Here is a 17,624-nt window from a genome sequence, read left to right on the forward strand (position 1 = left end):
TAAATCGGCTGGTGCCGGATGTCGTACAAGTCGGCGGGCGTACGGTCGGCCCGCGTAAGCCGGTGCGCTGGTGCGTGGTGCGGTCGCGCGCCGGCCCCGACCGGAGCCGTCAGGCCCCGGTCATCGTGCGAGCCGAATTACTCGGCACCGCCCTGCTCGGCCTCGGCCAGCTTGACCCGAAGCGCCTCCGCGGTGCGGACGAACTTCGACGGGAGCGCCTGGAAGAGCGCGGCAGCCTGCGACTGCTTGGCCTTCATGGCACCCGCCAGCTTGGCGAGCAGAACCTCGCGGGACTCGAGGTCCGCAAGCTTCTTGATCTCGTCGGCGGACAGCGCCTTGCCGTCAAGGACACCGCCCTTGATGACGAGAGCGGGGTTGTCCTTGGCGAAGTCGCGCAGACCCTTCGCCGCCTCCACCGGGTCACCGGTGACGAAGGCGACAGCCGACGGACCCGCGAACAGGTCGTCGAGCTGGGTGATCCCGGCCTCGTTGGCCGCGATCTTGGTCAGCGTGTTCTTCACCACGGCGTACTGGGCGTTCTCACCGAGCGAGCGGCGCAGCGTCTTGAGCTGCGCGACGGTGAGACCGCGGTACTCGGTCAGCACAGCGGCGTTCGAGGCGCGGAACTGGTCCGTCAACTCGGCAACCGCGGCAGCCTTGTCAGGCCTCGCCATGAGTCTCGGCCTCCTTCCGGGGTGATGGACCGCGCGGAACGAAGGACGAGGCGGGTGTGCCCCGGGCAAAACAAACGCCCCGGCGCAGGCGCACGGGGCGTGACTCGACGCTGCCCTTCGGGTTTCCCCTCAAGGCTTCGGAGTCCATCCACGATCACCTGCGCGGGCCGTCCGCATCAGCGGATCCTTCGGCCGCCCCGCCCGGAGATCCGGACACGACGGCAACCAGCGGTCTTTGGCTTCCCCGGCAGCGTACGGGACCGCGACCCCACGGAGCAAATCGCCCGCGAGCCCGCGGCGGAACCGGACACCCCGGTCAGGCCGTGGCGCTCGTGGGCGGCGGAGGAACGATCGTCTGCGCGGCCGACGGCTGCTGGATGTGGACGACGCCGCCGAAGTCGCTGAAGTCGTCGGTGGTGCGCTGCTTCCCGTCGTCGCTGACCATCCGCACCGGCAGCCCGTCCGCACCCACCCACACATCGACGCGCGCCGACTCCGGCACCTTGTGCGCCGCCACGATCCTGGCGTCCGTGGGGACGGTGCCCCGGTAGTGCACCGCCGGACGGCCGTCCACCGTCTCGTGCCCGACCAGCGTGACCGGGCCGCTGGACGGCATCAGGAGCAGCCGCTGGACCGGGCTGTGCTCCATCTGCTCCGCCATTGCCGCCGCGACCTCCTCGCCCATGGTGGCGGTCAGGGTGAAGCGCAGCCAGCTCTTCCCCTTGTTCGGCCCCGCGGCCGGCGGATCGACCTGCACGTACTGGAACCCGTGCAGCGAGCGCACCTCCATGCGGTCGTGGTGGTTCACCCCCTGCATGCCGAACGCCGCGGGCGACGCGGTGAGAACCAGCCCCGCGTCCGGGCCGCCCCAGGAGCTGATCCCGGTCTCCGTGACCGTCGAGCTGCCGCGCCGCATCACGGTGGCGGTGTGCACGGAGCGCATCGACTCGGCCCGGTCGACCATCGCCACGACCGCCTTGGCCGCGGCGCTGTCGGCGTCGGCCCCTGCCGCGGGCGGCTTCGTGGTGCCGGTCGCCGCCGTGTTCGCGCCGGGCGCCGCGCCGTGGTCGTGCGAGCCGCCGCAGGCCGCGGTCGTGACCGCGAGAACGATGACCGCCGCGGCCGCCGCCGTCTTCGTCGTACGCATGCTGTACCCCCCTTGTCGGGCGTGCTCCCCAGCGCGCCACGGGGCATCGTAGACGCGGAACGCCCCGCACCCCCCGGGAAGGGGGAATGCGGGGCGTTCGCGAGGTACGGCGCGGGTCAGACCGCCGCCGGGTCCTCCTCGGTGAGGAGGTTGCGGGTGCGGTTGGGGTCGACCTGGATGCCGGGGCCCATCGTCGTGGAGACGGCCGCCTTCTTCAGGTAGCGGCCCTTCGCCGCGGACGGCTTCAGACGCAGGATCTCGTCCAGCGCCGCCGCGTAGTTCTCCACCAGCTGGGCGTCGTCGAAGGACACCTTGCCGATGATGAAGTGCAGGTTGGAGTGCTTGTCGACGCGGAACTCGATCTTGCCGCCCTTGATGTCCGTCACGGCCTTGGCCACGTCGGGCGTCACGGTGCCGGTCTTCGGATTCGGCATCAGACCACGCGGGCCGAGGACGCGGCCGAGGCGGCCGACCTTGCCCATGAGGTCCGGGGTGGCGACGACGGCGTCGAAGTCCAGCCGGCCCTTCGCGACCTCGTCGATCAGTTCGTCGGAGCCGACGATGTCGGCGCCCGCGGCTTCCGCGGCCGCAGCACGGTCACCGGTCGCGAAGACCAGGACCCGGGCGGTCTTGCCGGTGCCGTGCGGAAGGTTCACGGTGCCACGGACCATCTGGTCGGCCTTGCGCGGGTCCACACCCAGGCGGAAGGCGACCTCGACGGTCGAGTCGAACTTGGTCGACGCGGTCTCCTTGGCGATCCGGACGGCCTCCAGGGGCGCGTACAGCCGCTCCCGGTCGATCTTGGCGTCCGCAGCGCGGAGAGACTTGCTGCGCTTGCTCATGGAACTACTCCTGTAGCTGTTTCGATGGAGTTCGTGGTGCGGGCCGAGCAGGCCCTTCCACAGGTGCTGCCTTTGCGCGGGGCGTCAGCCCTCGCCTGTTCCGCTCGGGCTTCCTGCTCCCTCGCTCCGCGGACGGCCTCGTACCTCGGCCGGCCACTGCGCGAGCTCGGGCGTCAGCCCTCGACCGTGATGCCCATGGAACGGGCGGTACCGGCGATGATCTTCTCCGCCGCGTCCAGGTCGTTCGCGTTGAGGTCGGGCATCTTGGTCGTGGCGATCTCGCGCACCTGGTCGCGGGTGAGCTTGGCGACCTTCTTGGTGTGCGGGGTGCCGGACCCCTTGTCGACGCCCGCGGCCTTGAGGATCAGCTTGGCCGCCGGCGGGGTCTTGGTGACGAAGGTGAAGGAGCGGTCCTCGTAGACCGTGATCTCCACCGGGATCACCATGCCGCGCTGCGACTCGGTGGCCGCGTTGTAGGCCTTGCAGAACTCCATGATGTTGACGCCGTGCTGGCCCAGCGCGGGGCCGACCGGCGGCGCCGGGTTGGCCGCACCGGCGTTGATCTGGAGCTTGATCAGCCCCGTGACCTTCTTCTTCTTGGGAGGCATTGCTCTCTCCGGGTCCTGTTGAGAGTTTTTTCCATACCTGCGAGCAGGCATACCGCACCACGATAGCGGGTACTGCCCCCGGCCCCGAAATCCGTTCCGGCCGCTCCCGCACCCGGCCCCGCTCGGCGGGCTCCGCACGGCACGGAGCCCGCCCGTCGCGCTGCCTCTCGGCAGACACTGCGAGTAGCGGTACGATCACAGCACGCCATGCACTGTTGCCCCCTCAGATACCTCCACCGGCCCACGAGTTGCACCCGCGCCACCGTCAACTCCCGTAGCGGAACCTGAAGTTCTGGTCTACGCGGGAAGAATTCTTGGCATGGACACTTCCCGTGGCTACCTACTGGCTGGTACCACAGTGCTGCAGGAAGCCCTCACCCAGGAGGTTCCGTGAAGCTGAGCAGGCCCCTCACCGCTCTTACCGCGCTGGCGTCCGCCCTGACGGCGGCGCTGGTCTTCTCCGGCCCGGCACAGGCGGCCGGGCCCGCGTACGTCGCTCTCGGGGACTCGTACTCCGCCGGGAACGGCGCAGGCAACTACATCAGCTCCAGTGGCGACTGCCACCGCAGCAACAGCGCGTACCCCGCGCTGTGGGCCGCCGCCCACAGCCCGTCCTCGTTCACCTTCGCCGCCTGTTCGGGCGCGGTCACCACGGATGTGACCAACAGCCAGCTCGGCGGTCTGAACTCCTCCACCGGTCTGGTCTCCCTCACCATCGGCGGCAACGACGCCGGCTTCGCCGACGTCATGACCACCTGCGTGACCGGCTCCGACAGCACGTGCGTCAGCCGCGTCAGCACCGCCGAGACGTACATCCGCAACACCCTGCCCGGCCGCCTGAACACCACCTACAACGCGATCCGCGCCAAGGCGCCCAACGCGAAGGTCGTCGTCCTCGGCTACCCGGACATGTACGACCTGTCGGCGTGGATCTGCGTCGGCCTCAGCGACACCAAGCACCAGAAGATAAACGAGGCCGCGGACGTCCTGGACTCCACGATCGCCTCGGTCGCGGCCTCCCACGGCTTCGCCTTCGGCGACGTGCGCAGCACCTTCAAGGGCCACGAACTCTGCTCGGGCGACGACTACCTGCACTCCCTGGTCATCTCACCGAGCTGGGAGTCCTACCACCCCACGGCCACCGGCCACTCCGCCGGCTACCTCCCCCTGCTGAACGCCAACGACTGACCGGCAACGGCCGCGGTGACGACCGAGCCCCTGCCCTCCGGACGCGGAAGGCAGGGGCTCGGTCGTACGAACTTACGGAACGTCAGTTCTTCTGGATCTGGTCGAAGCTCAGCTCGACCGGGGTCTCGCGGCCGAAGATCTCGACGAGGCCCTTGACCTTCTTCGAGTCCGGGTTGATCTCGTTGATCGTGGCCTGGAGCGTCGCGAAGGGGCCGTCGGTGACGGTGACCGAGTCGCCGACCTCGAAGTCCAGCACCTGGACCTCGACCTTGCGCGGGACCGCGGTGCCCTCGGCGATGGCCGCGGCCTCGGCGGCCGCCTCGACCTCGGGGGCGAGCATCTTGACGATCTCGTCCAGGGTCAGCGGGTAGGGGTCGTAGGCGTTGCCGACGAAGCCCGTGACGCCGGGGGTGTTGCGGACGACGCCCCAGGACTCGTTCGTCAGGTCCATGCGGACCAGGACGTAGCCGGGGAGCTTGTTCTGCCGGATGGTCTTGCGGTCGCCGTTCTTGATCTGAACGACTTCCTCCTGCGGGACCTCCGCCTGGTAGATGTACTCCTCGACGTTCAGCGAGACGGCACGCTGCTCCAGGTTGGACTTCACCCGGTTCTCGTACCCGGCGTAGGTGTGGATCACGTACCACTCGCCGGGGAGCGTGCGCAGCTCCTCGCGGAAGGCGGCCACCGGGTCGACCGGGGCGGCCGGCTCCTCGGCCTCGCCGTTGTCCTCGGCCTCGTCCTCGTCCTCATCGGACTCGTCGTCCTCGGCCGCGGTCTCGTCGTCGTCCTCGGCGGCGTCCGACTCCTCCGACTCCTCCGCGTCCTCCGCCGACTCGGACTCGGCCGGGTCCTGCGCGTCGGCGGGCTCCTCGGCGGCCTCGACGGCGTCGAGCGCTGCTTCCTCGCCCTCGACGGACTCGTCGGCGTCGTACACGTTCGGGTCAGACACGGTGACTGCTTCTTCCTGACTTCAAGGGTGGCACTGCGGGCGGGGCGACCAGCGCCCGGCGCCCTCCGCGCGGACAGGCGGGACGCGGAACCCGGCCCGAGACCGGCCCGGCAAGAGCGGACGGCTCAGCCGAAAACGGCGGAAACGAGCTTGCTGAAACCCCAGTCAACCACGCTCACGAACGCGATGACGACCACAACGAACACAATCACCACAGTGGTGTACGTGCTCAGATCGCTGCGGGTGGGCCAGACGACCTTGCGGAGCTCCGCGACGATCTGGCGGTAGAACAGCGCAAGACGGCCGAGCGGCCCCTTCTTCGCGCGCTTGCCGCCGCGGCGGGGCTTCTTCTCGGCCTCGTTGTCGTCCTGAGACGCGTCAGGCTCAGGGACCTCGATGGAGTCCGTGATCTCAGTCACTCGTCCTCACCTGACTCCGGGTCGTGGCCGTGCCGCGCCCGTCGCGCGGTACGGCGAGTGCCTTATGCCTGCATCTGCCTGCCCACGTCCGGTGAGGACGTGTGGAGCAGGGCCGGAGGGACTTGAACCCCCAACCGCTGGTTTTGGAGACCAGTGCTCTACCAATTGAGCTACGACCCTTCGACAGACACTCCCAACGTACCGCAGGCGACATCGCCGGGAGGCCATCGAGCGTTGAGTGTACGTGCTCGGAGGCATCTCGTCGAACGCCTTGCCTCGGATTGCCTCCGAACGCGCTTTCCGGGCCCCAAACCCCGGTGCCGGGGGCGGTTGGTGTCTGGGACGATGCAGGTATGAGCGCAGCCACTCCCCCAGTACCTCCGGCGACCGATCGGCGCGTGTCGGTCCGTGTCGGTGCGATCTCCGAGTCCGCCACTCTCGCCGTCGACGCCAAGGCCAAGGCCCTCAAGGCCGCCGGGCGTCCGGTGATCGGCTTCGGTGCAGGAGAGCCGGACTTCCCGACGCCCGGCTACATCGTCGACGCCGCCGTCGAGGCCTGCCGCAATCCGAGGTTCCACCGCTACACGCCCGCCGGCGGGCTCCCGGAGCTCAAGGCCGCCATCGCCGCCAAGACGCTGCGCGACTCCGGCTACGAGGTGGACGCCTCGCAGGTGCTGGTCACCAACGGCGGCAAGCAGGCCATCTACGAGGCCTTCGCCGCGGTGCTCGACCCGGGCGACGAGGTCATCGTGCCCGCCCCGTACTGGACCACCTACCCCGAGTCGATCCGGCTCGCGGGCGGCGTACCGGTCGAGATCGTCGCGGACGAGACGACCGGCTACCGGGTCACGGTGGAGCAGCTGGAGGCGGCCCGCACCGAGCGCACCAAGGTCGTGCTCTTCGTGTCGCCGTCCAACCCGACCGGCGCGGTCTACAGCCCCGGCGAGACCGAGGCGATCGGCCGCTGGGCCGTCGAGCACGGCCTGTGGGTGCTCACCGACGAGATCTACGAGCACCTCGTCTACGGCGACACCGTCTTCACCTCGATGCCGCAGGTCGTCCCGCAGCTGCGGGAGAAGTGCATCGTCGTCAACGGCGTGGCCAAGACGTACGCCATGACCGGCTGGCGGGTGGGGTGGATCATCGGCCCCAAGGACGTCGTCAAGGCCGCGACGAACCTCCAGTCGCACGCCACCTCGAACGTCAACAACGTGGCGCAGGCCGCCGCCCTGACCGCCGTCAGCGGCGACCTGGACGCCGTCGCCGACATGCGCACCGCCTTCGACCGGCGCCGGCAGACGATCGTGCGGATGCTCAACGAGATCGACGGCGTGGTGTGCCCGACCCCCGAGGGCGCCTTCTACGTCTACCCGTCGGTCAAGGGCCTGCTCGGCAAGAAGATCCGCGGCAGGCAGCCCGAGAGCAGCATGGAGCTGGCCGCCCTGATCCTGGACGAGGCCGAGGTCGCCGTCGTCCCGGGCGAGGCCTTCGGCACCCCCGGCTACCTGCGGCTCAGCTACGCGCTGGGCGACGACGACCTGGTCGAGGGCATCACGCGGCTGCAGAAGCTGCTGGGCGAGGCGCGGGACTGAAGCCCGGCCCGTACCCGTGATGCGGCCCGATGATGCATTCGGGCAAGCCCCCGTTCGGAGAATCCGGTTCCGAGCGGGGGCTCGCGTTTGGCAGGATCTTGGGATGGCAAGCGATGTACGTACGTCGGGGGGCGGTCCCGGCCGCCGGGATGTCCGCAAGCTCCCCAAAGCACACCTTCATCTGCATTTCACCGGCTCCATGCGCCCCGCCACCCTGCTGGAGCTGGCCGACAGGCACGGCGTCCGGCTGCCCGACGCGCTGACCTCGGGCGAGCCGCCCAAGCTGCGGGCCACCGACGAGCGCGGCTGGTTCCGCTTCCAGCGGCTCTACGACGCCGCCCGCAGCTGTCTGCGCACCCCCGACGACATCCACCGGCTGGTGCGCGAGGCGGCCCAGGAGGACGCGGCGGACGGCTCCGGCTGGCTGGAGATCCAGGTCGACCCGACCTCGTACGCACCCCGGCTCGGCGGGCTCATCCCCACCCTGGAGGTGATCCTGGACGCGGTGCACACCGCGTCGCGGGACACCGGCGTGGGCATGGCCGTGATCGTGGCCGCCAACCGCATGAAGCACCCGCTGGACGCCCGTACGCTGGCCCGGCTCGCGGTCCGCTACACCGACCAGGGCGTCGTCGGCTTCGGCCTGTCCAACGACGAACGCCGGGGCCTGGCCCGCGACTTCGACCGGGCCTTCGCCATCGCCCGGGACGGCGGCCTGCTCGCCGCCCCGCACGGCGGTGAGCTGGCCGGGCCCGCGAGCGTCCGCGACTGCCTGGACGACCTGCACGCACAGCGCGTCGGCCACGGCGTACGCGCCGCCGAGGACCCGCACCTGCTGCGCCGGCTCGCCGACACCGGCGTCACGTGCGAGGTCTGCCCGGCCTCCAACGTGGCCCTGGGCGTCTACGACAAGCCCGAGGACGTCCCGCTGCGCACGCTGTACGACGCGGGCGTCCCGCTCGCCCTCGGCGCGGACGACCCGCTGCTCTTCGGCTCGCGGCTCGCGGCCCAGTACGAGATCGCGCGCGACGTGCACGGCTTCACGGACGCGGAGCTGGCCGAACTGGCCCGCCAGTCCGTTCGGGCCTCGCGAGCCCCGCAGGAGGTCCGTGAGCGGCTCCTGGGGGACATCGACGCGTGGGCGGCGGCAGAGCCGGAGAGCTAGAGCGCGACGCCGACCATGACCGGCTCGTTGACGAGGGTGACGCCGAAGGCCGCGTGCACGCCGTCGCGCACCTCGCGGGCGAGCGCCAGCAGATCCGCGGTGGTGGCCGCGCCCCGGTTGGTCAGGGCCAGGGTGTGCTTGCCGGAGATGCGGGCCGGGCCGGTGCCGTAGCCCTTGGTGAAGCCCGCCTTGTCGATGAGCCAGGCCGCGCTGGTCTTGGTGCCCTCCCCCGCCGGGTAGGCGGGCGGGGCGGCGTCGGGGCCGAGGCGGTCGTGGACGCGGTCCAGGAAGGCGGCGAACTCGGCGGCGGTCAGCACCGGGTTGGTGAAGAACGAGCCCGCCGACCAGGTGTCGTGGTCGGCCGCGTCCAGCACCATGCCCTTGCCCGCCCGCAGCGCCAGCACCGTCGCGCTGGCCTTCTCCAGCGGCACCCGCTCCCCGACGGACACACCCAGCGCGCGGGCGGTCTCGGCGTACTTCAGCGGCGCGGACATCCCCCCGGCCGCCTCCAGCGCGAACCGCACCCGCAGCACCACGTACCGCTCCGGCTCCTCCTTGAAGCGGCTGCTGCGGTAGGAGAACCCGCACTCCCGGTTGTCGAGCGTGACCGTCTCCCCGGCCCGCCGGTCGTAGGCCACGACCTGCGTGACGGTGCTGGAGACCTCCTGCCCGTACGCCCCGACGTTCTGGATGGGCGTGGCCCCCGCGGAGCCCGGGATCCCGGCCAGGCACTCCACCCCGGCCAGCCCCGCCCGTACGGTCGCGGCCACCGCGTCGCTCCACACCTCCCCCGCGGCCAGCTCCAGCACACTCCCCCGCAGCTCGACCCCCTGCGTGGCGATCCGCACGGCGGTGCCGGGAAACCCCTCGTCCGAGATGACCAGGTTGCTCCCCCCGCCGAGCAGCAGCACCGGCTCCCCCCGCGCGTCCGCCTCCCGCACGGCACCGACCAGCTCGTCGTCCGTCGACACGGTCACGAGCCTGCGAGCGGGCCCCCCGAGCCGGAAGGTCGTGTACGGGGCGAGAACGTCAGAATCCACGCCCCCACCTTATGGCTCTCCCCGGTCCGGCCCGGACGGACGCCTCCGGGTTCTCCCCCGCACGCGCCCGCGGGCGGCCGGGGGTGTCCCGGCCGCCCGCGGGCGAGGGTGGTGGTGTCAGCCGACCTTCTGGAGGGAGGCGGGGGCCGGGGCGCCCTGGGCGACGGTGGCCGCACGGGCCGCGCGGCGGGGCAGGGCGAGGGCGGCGAGGAAGGCGACGGTCAGGGTCGCGGCGCCGACCCACAGGGCCGGGACGAGGCCGTCGACGAAGGCCGAGCCGGAGGTGTAACCGCCGTACGCGGCGAAGATCGAGCCCATCAGCGCCACACCGAGGGCGCCGCCGATCTCGCGCAGGGCGTTGCTGGCGCCGGACGCGATGCCCTGCTCGTGCGGCTCCACGCTGGACATGCCCAGGCTCGTGGAGGCCGGGAAGTACAGGGCCATACCGACGCCGGAGATGATCAGCGAGGGCAGCTGGGTGGCGTACGAGACGTCCGGCGAGGCGATGACCGCGAACCAGCCCAGGCCGATCGCCTGGAGCGCCAGGCCCGCGGCGACGACGGGACGGCCGCCGACGCGGTCGGAGAGGTAGCCCGCGATCGGCGCGACGATCATCGGCATGCCCGTCCAGGGCAGCATCCGCAGCCCCGCCTCGGTCGGCGAGTACCCGAGCACCGTCTGCAGGAACTGGCTGAGCAGGAAGATCGAGCCGAACATCCCGACGAACATCAGCATCGTCGCCGCGTTGATCGCGCTGAAGGCGCGGCGGCGGAAGAACCGCATCGGCAGCATCGGCTGGCGCGCCGTCATGCCGTGCCGCACGAAGGCCGCGACGAGGACGCTGCCGGCGATCAGCCCGGAGAGCACCCGGGCGCTGGTCCAGCCGTGCTCGTTGGCGTTGACCAGGGCGAAGACGATGCCGAACAGGCCCAGGCTGATGAGCGCGGTGCCGCGGCCGTCCAGCCGCGCGCCGGGCGCGGTGGACTCGGCCAGACGCAGCCGGGCCAGCGGGAGCAGCAGCACACCGAGCGGGACGTTCAGCCAGAAGATCCACTGCCACGAGATGTGCTCGGTCAGGCTGCCGCCGATGAGCGGGCCGGACGCCACGGCCATGCCGTTGACCGCGCCCCATATGCCGTAGGCGGCGCCCCGGCGCTCGGGCGGTATCGCCGCGGTCAGCAGCGTGAGCGTCAGCGGCATCATGATGGCCGCGCCCACACCCTGGACCGCGCGGGCCGCGATCAGCTCGTTGATGCCGGGCGCCATGGCCGCGGCGGCGGACGCGCCCGTGAAGATCGTCAGACCGGTGAGGAAGAGCTTGCGGCGTCCGAAGCGGTCGCCGAGCGCCGCGCCGAACATGAGCAGGACGGCGAAGGTGAGCGTGTAGGCGTTCACCGTCCATTCGAGGTCGGACAGCGCGCCGCCGAGGTCCTTGCGGATGGACGGCAGTGCGGTGGTGACGACGAGGTTGTCGAGGGCCGCCATGAAGCCCGCGACGCTGGTGATCAGCAGCGCCCAGCCTGCCGTGGCCTTGCCGCGGGGCGACGCCTTGTCCGTGGTGGGTGCGGGTGCGGGTGCGCCGTCGGCGGGACGCGCGCTGTCTGCGGTGGTCATTGCCCTGATCTCCTTGGTCCCCTGTCGAGATGTTGCTGCGGGCTGGGTTAGTAATTGATGACTAACTTTTTCGGGCCGAAAAAAATCCCGCCCGGGGGCCGGCCCCCGGGCGGGCCGCTGCTAGTCGGAAGCCTTCGGGCGCTTGACGGACCCCGCACACCACGGGGCTTCCGGGTTCCGCGGGTTCTGCGGGTTCTGCGCGCCGTCCGAGTCGTCCGAGCTGTCCGAGTCGTCCGAGCTGTCCTGGCCGTCCTGGCCTTGCGGGTCCTGCACCGGCTCCGGGTCCTCGGCGTCCGCCGGCTTTTCCGGCCGGACGGATTCGTAGAAGCCCTCCCAGATCGGGTCCTCAGCCGAAAAACCCAGCGACACCAGGGTGTTGACGAGCATCCCGTAGGCGAAGAACTGCGTGGTCTCCTCGACGTCGGTGCCGAGCGCGTCCCGCACGGTCTCCCACAGCCGCGTCCAGACCGCGCGGATCTCCACACCGAAGGCGCGGTCCCCCGCGGCCTCCGCCGCCGCCACGGCCACGTACGTCTGCATCTGCATCAGCAGCCGCTCGGGATCGGCGTGGATCATGGCCTGGTAGGCCTTGCCCATCTCGCCCAGCCGCTCTTCGGCCGACACCCCGACCGCCGCGTCCGCGAAGACCTTTGCGGTCGTCTCGATGCAGTGGCGGGAGGCGGCCAGGAAGATGGCCTGCTTGTTCGGGAAGAGCCGGAAGAGGTACGGCTGCGACACACCCACCCGGCGGGCGATCGCCTCGGTCGACGTGCCGTGATAGCCGCCGTGGGCGAACTCGCTCATCGCCGCGCGGATGACGCTCTCGCGCCGCTCCTCTGCGCTCATCCTGACCATGGGCCTTAAGTTAGTGGCCAATCACTACCTTGTCAACGCGGAGGCGTGGCGGGCCCGTTGCGGCCGGAAAACGTAAGGACCGCCTGCCATGGGCAAGCGGTCCTTACACGGCACAGACGGTGCGCGGCTCGGCAGTATGTGCGGCCGGGCGGGCGCGAGGCCCTGTCGCCCGGCGGTCAGGCCAGCTGGACGACCGCGCGGGCCATGCCCAGCACCTTCTGGCCCGCGGACATCGCGGTCAGGTCCACGCGCACCCGGTTGTCGTCCAGCTTGGCCGCGACCTTGGCCGTGACCTCGACGAGCGCGCCCTCGTCGTCGTTCGGGACCACGACCGGCTTGGTGAAGCGCACCCCGTACTCGACGACCGCGGCCGGGTCCCCGGCCCAGTCGGTGACCACGCGGGCCGCCGAGGCCATGGTGAACATGCCGTGCGCGATGACGTCCGGCAGTCCGACCTCGCGGGCGAACTTCTCGTTCCAGTGGATCGGGTTGAAGTCGCCGGACGCCCCCGCGTACCGCACGAGCGTCGCCCGGGAGACCGGGAAGCTCTGCGCGGGCAGCTCGGTGCCGACCTCGATCTCGTCGTACGCCACGGCAGCCGCCATCACGCGTCTCCGTCCTGGGCGGTGCCCTGCTCGGGGTCGGCCGCGCGGGCGACCAGCTTCGTCCAGGCGGTGACGACGTGCTCGCCCGTCTCGTCGTGGACCTCGCCGCGGACGTCCAGGATGTCGTTGCCGGCCATCGACTTCACGGCCTCGATCGTGGACGTGACCGTGAGCCGGTCACCGGCCCGCAGCGGGCGGGTGTACGCGAACTTCTGGTCGCCGTGCACGACCCGGCTGTAGTCCAGGCCCAGCTCCGGGTCGGAGATCACGACGCCCGCCGCCTTGTAGGTGATCGCGAAGGCGAAGGTCGGCGGCGCGATGACGTCCGGGTGACCGAGGGCCTTGGCGGCCTCCGGGTCCACGTAGGCCGGGTTGGCGTCGCCGATCGCCTCGGCGAACTCGCGGATCTTCTCCCGGCCGACCTCGTAGGCGGGGGTGGGCGGGTAGGTCCGCCCGACGTAGGACTGGTCGAGAGCCATCGTCACCTCGGAGTGTGCGGCAGATCACGGGCGTTGCGGGTGTTGCGGGTGTCACGGGTGTTCGGGAGGGGCGTGCGGGGCGCTCAGGTGTGTGCGCGGGAGCGCGGGCGGGCGCGGGGCTCGCGGGGTCGCGCCCCGCCGCGCACGCGGGCCCGGTACGCGCCGCAGGGCCCGAACGCGCCGCGAGGCCGTCCCCCCGTCCTGCGACGGGGGGACGGCCTCGCGGTGTTACGGCCTGGTGCTGCTGGTGGTGCGACGCAGGAACGGCGAAGTCAGCGCGTCTCGCGGTGCGCGGTGTGCGCGTTGCAACGCGGGCAGTGCTTCTTCATCTCAAGACGGTCCGGGTCGTTACGCCGGTTCTTCTTGGTGATGTAGTTCCGCTCCTTGCACTCCACGCAGGCCAGCGTGATCTTCGGGCGGACGTCGGTGGCGGCCACGTGAGTGCTCCTTGACGAACGGGATATTTGAACACAGGAAGAGTAGCCGATTGAGGGACCGATCCCGCAATCGGCTACGCAGAGTAGCGGCGACCGGACTTGAACCGGTGACACAGCGATTATGAGCCGCTTGCTCTACCGACTGAGCTACGCCGCTTCGACGAACCGACCCCCGCCACGAGGGCGGGGAACCGATCCATCAGAGCCCCAATACGGAATCGAACCGTAGACCTTCTCCTTACCATGGAGACGCTCTACCGACTGAGCTATTGGGGCGAGCGAGGAAGACATTACACGCTCCGCTGCCATACGTGAAATCCGTATCCGGCGGGGCACATCGGGCACCACCGGCGGCTCCGCGGACGGCCCGCCCGGCCCGCTGTGCGCCCGTCCGCCCGTCCGTCCGCCCACCCGTGACGGCGCGTTGCCGCAGGGCACCGCGGGACCGCCCCACGTGCGTACGACAGTACGAGTAATGCACTCGTGCCGGGTGTCCCGACGCCGGTTACCGGACGGGCGCGCGGCCTGGCCCTAGGCTCGACCATGCGTGATCGTCCCGGCGGCTCGGGCGTCCCGACCGGGCGCTTCCGGCCGGACGTTTCCGACCGGCCCCTCCCGGTCGTCCCGACGCCGCCCCGGTGGTCCGCGCCCGCTCCACTGCCTCCCCCCGCTCTTCCGTCCCCGGCGGCACCGGCGGGGCCCGCGGGAGGCACCAGGCACCGGAGGAGCCCGATGAGCGACAGCCCGCGCGGCACCGCCGCCGAGATCGCCACCCTGCTGCTGTGCGGCGCCCGCCTCACCGACGGCCGGACCGTCGACGTACGCCTGAGCGGCCCGCGGATCGAGGCGGTCGGCACCGCGGGCAGCCTCGCCGGGCCGCCCGGTGCCACCGCCCCCCGGCAGGGCTCCGGCGCGAGCACGGGTACGGGTACGGGTACGCGGATCGACCTGCGCGGCTACCTGCTGCTGCCCGCGCCCGCCGAGCCGCACGCCCACCTCGACCTCGCCCTCACCGCGAACTGCGCGGGCCCGCCCGCCGACGACATCGCCGACGTCCAGCGCCGCGCCACCGAGGCCGCCCTCCTCCAGCTCGGGCACGGCGCGACCGCCCTCCGCAGCCATGTGCGGGTCGGCGACGTGCACGGGCTGCGCGCCCTCGAAGCGGTGCTCCAGGCCCGGCGGGCGCTGCGCGGTCTGATCGACGTCCAGGTGGTGGCCGTCCCCCGGCTGCTGACCGGCGCCGCGGGCGCCGACGGGCTCGACGTGCTGCGGGACGCGCTCAAGATGGGCGCCTCCGCGGTCGGCGGCTGCCCCGACCTCGACCCGGACCCGAGCGGACACACCGAGGCGGTCGTCGCGCTCGCGGCGGAGTTCGGTGTGCCGGTCGACCTGCACACCGCCGCCGACGACCCCGTCCGCCTCGCCCGGCTCGCCGCGATGGCCGGCGGCCTGCGTCCGGGCGTCACGCTCGGCCCCTGCCACGGGCTCGGCACCATGCCGCGCGAGGCGGCCCTGCGCGCCGCCGAACGCCTCGCCGCCGCGGGCGTCTCCGTCGTGGCCCTCCCGCAGGGCGGCTGCGGCGGCCTGGAGACGGTACGCCGCGGCGCCGCGGGCCTCCACACCCCCGTACGGCTGCTGCGCCGCGCGGGAGTGCCGGTCACCGCGGGCAGCGGAGCCCTCGCCGACCTGGCCAACCCGGTGGGCCGCGGCGACCCGCTGGAGGCGGCGTTCCTGCTCGCCTCCTACGGCGAGTGCGAGCCGCTGCGCGCCTACGACCTCGTCAGCACGCGGGCCCGCGCCGTCCTCGCCCTCCCCGAGGTCCGCGTCGAGGCGGGCTTCCCGGCGGAACTCCTCGCGGTGCGCGGCGAATCCGTCGAGGGCGTCCTCGCCCTCGCCTACAGCCGCGTCGTCATCCACCACGGCCGCGTCGTCTCCCGTACGAGCGCGGTCCGCGAATTCTGCGACACCTCCACCGACCCCGCCCTCGACCTCCCCCGCCAGTCCCACCGCGAACCCTGACCGAACCGCGAAGGAGCCGCGCGAGGACCGCGGCACCGCCGCGGGCCGCCCCCGGAGCGCACAGGGGCGCGAGGAACCGCGCGCACAACCCCCACGGCGCGAACCCCGCGAAACCCACGGCACCCCCTCCCGGAGCGCACAAGGGGCGCGAGGAACTGCGCGACAAGCCCCCGACCACGGAAGATCGCGAAACCCACCCCAGCCCCACCCCCGGAGCGAAGGGGCGCGAGGAACCGCGCGACAAGCCCCCCACGGCGGAAGGTCGCGGCACCACCGCACCCCCCACCCCGCAGCGCACAAGGGGCGCGAGGAACCGCGCGCACAACCCCCACGGCTCGAAGCCCGCGAAACCGACCGCACCCCCCACCCCGCAGCGCAAACCCCCCGCGGCCCCCGCCGCAAAAGCCGCCCGCCAGGGCCCGGCGCGCCCGGCGGCGCAACCCCGCCCCACCCCGTACCGTCGGAGACATGCGTATCGTCATCGCCGGAGGCCACGGCCAGATCGCCCGCCGCATGGAACGCCTGCTCGCCGCCCGCGGCGACCACGCGGTGGGCCTGATCCGCAATCCCGACCAGGCCGACGACCTGCGCGAGGCCGGCGCCCAGCCCGTCGTGCTGGACCTGGAGGCGACTCCCGCCGAATCCGTGGCGACGGCCCTCGCGGGCGCGGACGCCGCCGTGTTCGCGGCGGGCGCGGGTCCGGGCAGCGGTGTGGACCGCAAGCAGACGGTCGACCGCGACGCCGCCGTCCTGCTCGCGGACGCCGCCGAACGCGCGGGCGTACGCCGTTTCCTGGTCGTCTCCTCGATGGGCGCGGACGCGGAGTCCGCGTACGAGGATCCGGGTTTCCGGGCATACCTGCGGGCCAAGGGCGCCGCGGACGACGCGATCCGGTCGCGTACGTCCCTGGACTGGACGATTTTGCGCCCCGGTTCGCTCACCGACGACCCCGGTACGGGCCGGGTCGATCTCACCGCGAGCACCGGCCGCGGCTCGGTGCCGCGCGACGACGTGGCCGCCGTGCTGGTCGAGCTGCTGACCGCGCCGCAGGCCGCGGGCCGGACGCTGGAGCTGATCGCCGGCCCGACGGAGATCCCGGCGGCGGTCGCCGCCCTGCGCTGACGCCCCCTCACCGCACGGGCTCGTCTCCTTCCTGGTGTCAGGACCACCAGCAGAGTTCCCAACTGGTTGTCCTCCGCCCGCCCTTCGAGGATCGAGGAGCAAGCGAAGGAACGACAGGAGGCGCGGAACATGCGTGTGGTGATCATGGGCGGGACGTCCGGCATCGGGCTGGCGACGGCGGAGAAGCTGACGGCGGCGGGCGCGGAGGTGATCGTCACCGGGCGCGACGAGGGGCGCCTCGCGGCGGTGAAGGACCGGGTGGCCGCCGCCGAGCGGGTGGACGGCACGGACGCGGCCGCGGTGACCGCCTTCTTCGAGCGGGTGGGCGGCTTCGACCACCTGGTGCTGGCGTTCAGTCCGGGCGCGCTGGGTCTCGGGCCGCTGGCGGAGGTGGACGTCGCCGATGTCCGCGGCGCGTTCGAGGGCAAGCTCTTCGGCTATCTGCACGCCGTGCAGAAGGCCCAGGTGACGGGTTCGGTGACGATGGTGTCCGCCGTGTCCGCGCGTGCGGCGCTGCCCGGCACGGTGGCGCTCGCGGCGGTCAACGGGGCGATCGAGCGGATCGTCTCCCCGCTGGCGGCCGAGCTGTCGCCGGTACGGGTGAACGCCGTCTCGCCGGGTGTGGTGGACACCGCCTGGTGGTCCTTCCTGCCCGCCGAGTCGCGGGAGGCGACCCTCGCCGAGTTCGTGAAGGACACGCCCGCCAAGCGGGTGGGTACGCCGCAGGACGTGGCGGACGCGATCGCGTACGTCATCGGGGCGACGTACGTGACCGGCACGGTGCTGCCGGTGGACGGCGGCGCCACGGTCGCCTGAGCGCGGCGGCGCCGCGGCGCGAACGGGGGGGCAGGGGGCCGGGTCGGTGCGAC

At 72.0% G+C, this 17,624-nt stretch carries 17 protein-coding genes, 3 tRNA genes and 1 pseudogene; 6 read left to right on the forward strand and 15 right to left on the reverse strand.

Features of this window, described 5'->3' with window-relative positions; translation table 11 throughout:
• Window positions 1–137: 137 nt before the first annotated feature.
• The 4 genes from rplJ to rplK form a co-directional block, all read right to left on the reverse strand.
• Window positions 138–674: a 50S ribosomal protein L10 gene (gene rplJ / locus ACWERV_RS09160; protein ID WP_398185482.1), complete on the reverse strand. Its 537-nt coding sequence runs from the start codon at window positions 672–674 to the stop codon at window positions 138–140.
• 316 nt (window positions 675–990) lie between these two features.
• Entirely contained in the window at window positions 991–1,821 is an 831-nt protein-coding gene (locus ACWERV_RS09165) for a hypothetical protein (RefSeq protein WP_452930632.1), read from the reverse strand.
• A 116-nt stretch (window positions 1,822–1,937) separates the two neighbouring features.
• A complete protein-coding gene (gene rplA / locus ACWERV_RS09170) occupies window positions 1,938–2,663 on the reverse strand; it encodes a 50S ribosomal protein L1 (RefSeq protein ID WP_398185488.1) in 726 nt (241 codons plus the stop codon).
• 173 nt (window positions 2,664–2,836) lie between these two features.
• Entirely contained in the window at window positions 2,837–3,271 is a 435-nt protein-coding gene (gene rplK, locus ACWERV_RS09175; protein ID WP_398185491.1) for a 50S ribosomal protein L11, read from the reverse strand.
• Window positions 3,272–3,661: 390 nt separating this feature from the next.
• On the opposite strand from rplK, the gene ACWERV_RS09180 reads away from it, so the two are divergent.
• A complete protein-coding gene (locus tag ACWERV_RS09180) occupies window positions 3,662–4,459 on the forward strand; it encodes an SGNH/GDSL hydrolase family protein (protein WP_398185494.1) in 798 nt (265 codons plus the stop codon).
• An 82-nt stretch (window positions 4,460–4,541) separates the two neighbouring features.
• Here the strand turns inward: ACWERV_RS09180 and nusG are convergent, their stop codons facing one another.
• The 3 genes from nusG to ACWERV_RS09195 form a co-directional block, all read right to left on the reverse strand.
• Window positions 4,542–5,408, reverse strand: a complete 867-nt coding sequence (gene nusG, locus ACWERV_RS09185) for a transcription termination/antitermination protein NusG (protein WP_452930637.1) — start codon at window positions 5,406–5,408, stop codon at window positions 4,542–4,544.
• Between the two features lie 125 nt (window positions 5,409–5,533).
• A complete protein-coding gene (gene secE, locus ACWERV_RS09190) occupies window positions 5,534–5,827 on the reverse strand; it encodes a preprotein translocase subunit SecE (RefSeq protein ID WP_398185500.1) in 294 nt (97 codons plus the stop codon).
• Between the two features lie 107 nt (window positions 5,828–5,934).
• Window positions 5,935–6,007: transfer RNA gene (locus ACWERV_RS09195), tRNA-Trp, on the reverse strand.
• 218 nt (window positions 6,008–6,225) lie between these two features.
• Between ACWERV_RS09195 and ACWERV_RS09200 the strand changes: the two genes are divergently transcribed.
• Together ACWERV_RS09200 and ACWERV_RS09205 are read left to right on the forward strand one after the other, a co-directional pair.
• Entirely contained in the window at window positions 6,226–7,419 is a 1,194-nt protein-coding gene (locus ACWERV_RS09200; protein ID WP_452930640.1) for a pyridoxal phosphate-dependent aminotransferase, read from the forward strand.
• Window positions 7,420–7,522: 103 nt separating this feature from the next.
• Window positions 7,523–8,584 carry an adenosine deaminase gene (locus ACWERV_RS09205; RefSeq protein WP_452930644.1) on the forward strand — a complete coding sequence of 354 codons (1,062 nt, stop codon included), beginning with the start codon at window positions 7,523–7,525 and terminating at the stop codon, window positions 8,582–8,584.
• Here ACWERV_RS09205 and ACWERV_RS09210 read toward each other — a convergent pair.
• From ACWERV_RS09210 to ACWERV_RS09245, 8 genes and pseudogenes are all read right to left on the reverse strand, one after another.
• Window positions 8,581–9,624: a UDP-N-acetylmuramate dehydrogenase gene (locus ACWERV_RS09210; protein WP_452930646.1), complete on the reverse strand. Its 1,044-nt coding sequence runs from the start codon at window positions 9,622–9,624 to the stop codon at window positions 8,581–8,583. The genes ACWERV_RS09205 and ACWERV_RS09210 overlap by 4 nt on opposite strands.
• 117 nt (window positions 9,625–9,741) lie before the next feature.
• Window positions 9,742–11,238, reverse strand: coding sequence for a DHA2 family efflux MFS transporter permease subunit (locus ACWERV_RS09215; protein WP_452930649.1), 1,497 nt, complete (start codon window positions 11,236–11,238; stop codon window positions 9,742–9,744).
• Between the two features lie 306 nt (window positions 11,239–11,544).
• Window positions 11,545–12,093, reverse strand: a pseudogene (locus ACWERV_RS09220) (TetR/AcrR family transcriptional regulator); the annotation flags it as partial.
• Between the two features lie 176 nt (window positions 12,094–12,269).
• Entirely contained in the window at window positions 12,270–12,698 is a 429-nt protein-coding gene (locus ACWERV_RS09225; protein WP_452930652.1) for a MaoC family dehydratase, read from the reverse strand.
• Window positions 12,698–13,177 carry an FAS1-like dehydratase domain-containing protein gene (locus tag ACWERV_RS09230; RefSeq protein WP_398185517.1) on the reverse strand — a complete coding sequence of 160 codons (480 nt, stop codon included), beginning with the start codon at window positions 13,175–13,177 and terminating at the stop codon, window positions 12,698–12,700. Before ACWERV_RS09230 ends, ACWERV_RS09225 begins: the two co-directional genes overlap by 1 nt.
• Window positions 13,178–13,449: 272 nt before the next feature.
• The gene (gene rpmG / locus ACWERV_RS09235; protein ID WP_004571794.1) at window positions 13,450–13,614 is read right to left on the reverse strand and encodes a 50S ribosomal protein L33; all 165 of its coding nucleotides are present in this window, start codon (window positions 13,612–13,614) and stop codon (window positions 13,450–13,452) included.
• An 84-nt stretch (window positions 13,615–13,698) separates the two neighbouring features.
• Window positions 13,699–13,771: transfer RNA gene (locus tag ACWERV_RS09240), tRNA-Met, on the reverse strand.
• A gap of 46 nt (window positions 13,772–13,817) precedes the next feature.
• A tRNA-Thr gene (locus ACWERV_RS09245) sits at window positions 13,818–13,890 on the reverse strand.
• A 456-nt stretch (window positions 13,891–14,346) separates the two neighbouring features.
• Here ACWERV_RS09245 and ACWERV_RS09250 point away from each other — a divergent pair.
• The 3 genes from ACWERV_RS09250 (at window position 14,347) to ACWERV_RS09260 (ending at window position 17,571) form a co-directional block, all read left to right on the forward strand.
• Window positions 14,347–15,633 (forward strand): amidohydrolase family protein, encoded by a 1,287-nt coding sequence (locus ACWERV_RS09250; RefSeq protein WP_452930657.1) that lies wholly within the window; start codon window positions 14,347–14,349, stop codon window positions 15,631–15,633.
• A gap of 468 nt (window positions 15,634–16,101) precedes the next feature.
• Window positions 16,102–16,755: an NAD(P)H-binding protein gene (locus ACWERV_RS09255; RefSeq protein WP_398185524.1), complete on the forward strand. Its 654-nt coding sequence runs from the start codon at window positions 16,102–16,104 to the stop codon at window positions 16,753–16,755.
• Between the two features lie 129 nt (window positions 16,756–16,884).
• Window positions 16,885–17,571, forward strand: coding sequence for an SDR family oxidoreductase (locus tag ACWERV_RS09260; protein ID WP_452930659.1), 687 nt, complete (start codon window positions 16,885–16,887; stop codon window positions 17,569–17,571).
• Window positions 17,572–17,624: the final 53 nt, after the last annotated feature.

It is taken from the genome of Streptomyces sp. NPDC004031 (genome assembly GCF_053604375.1).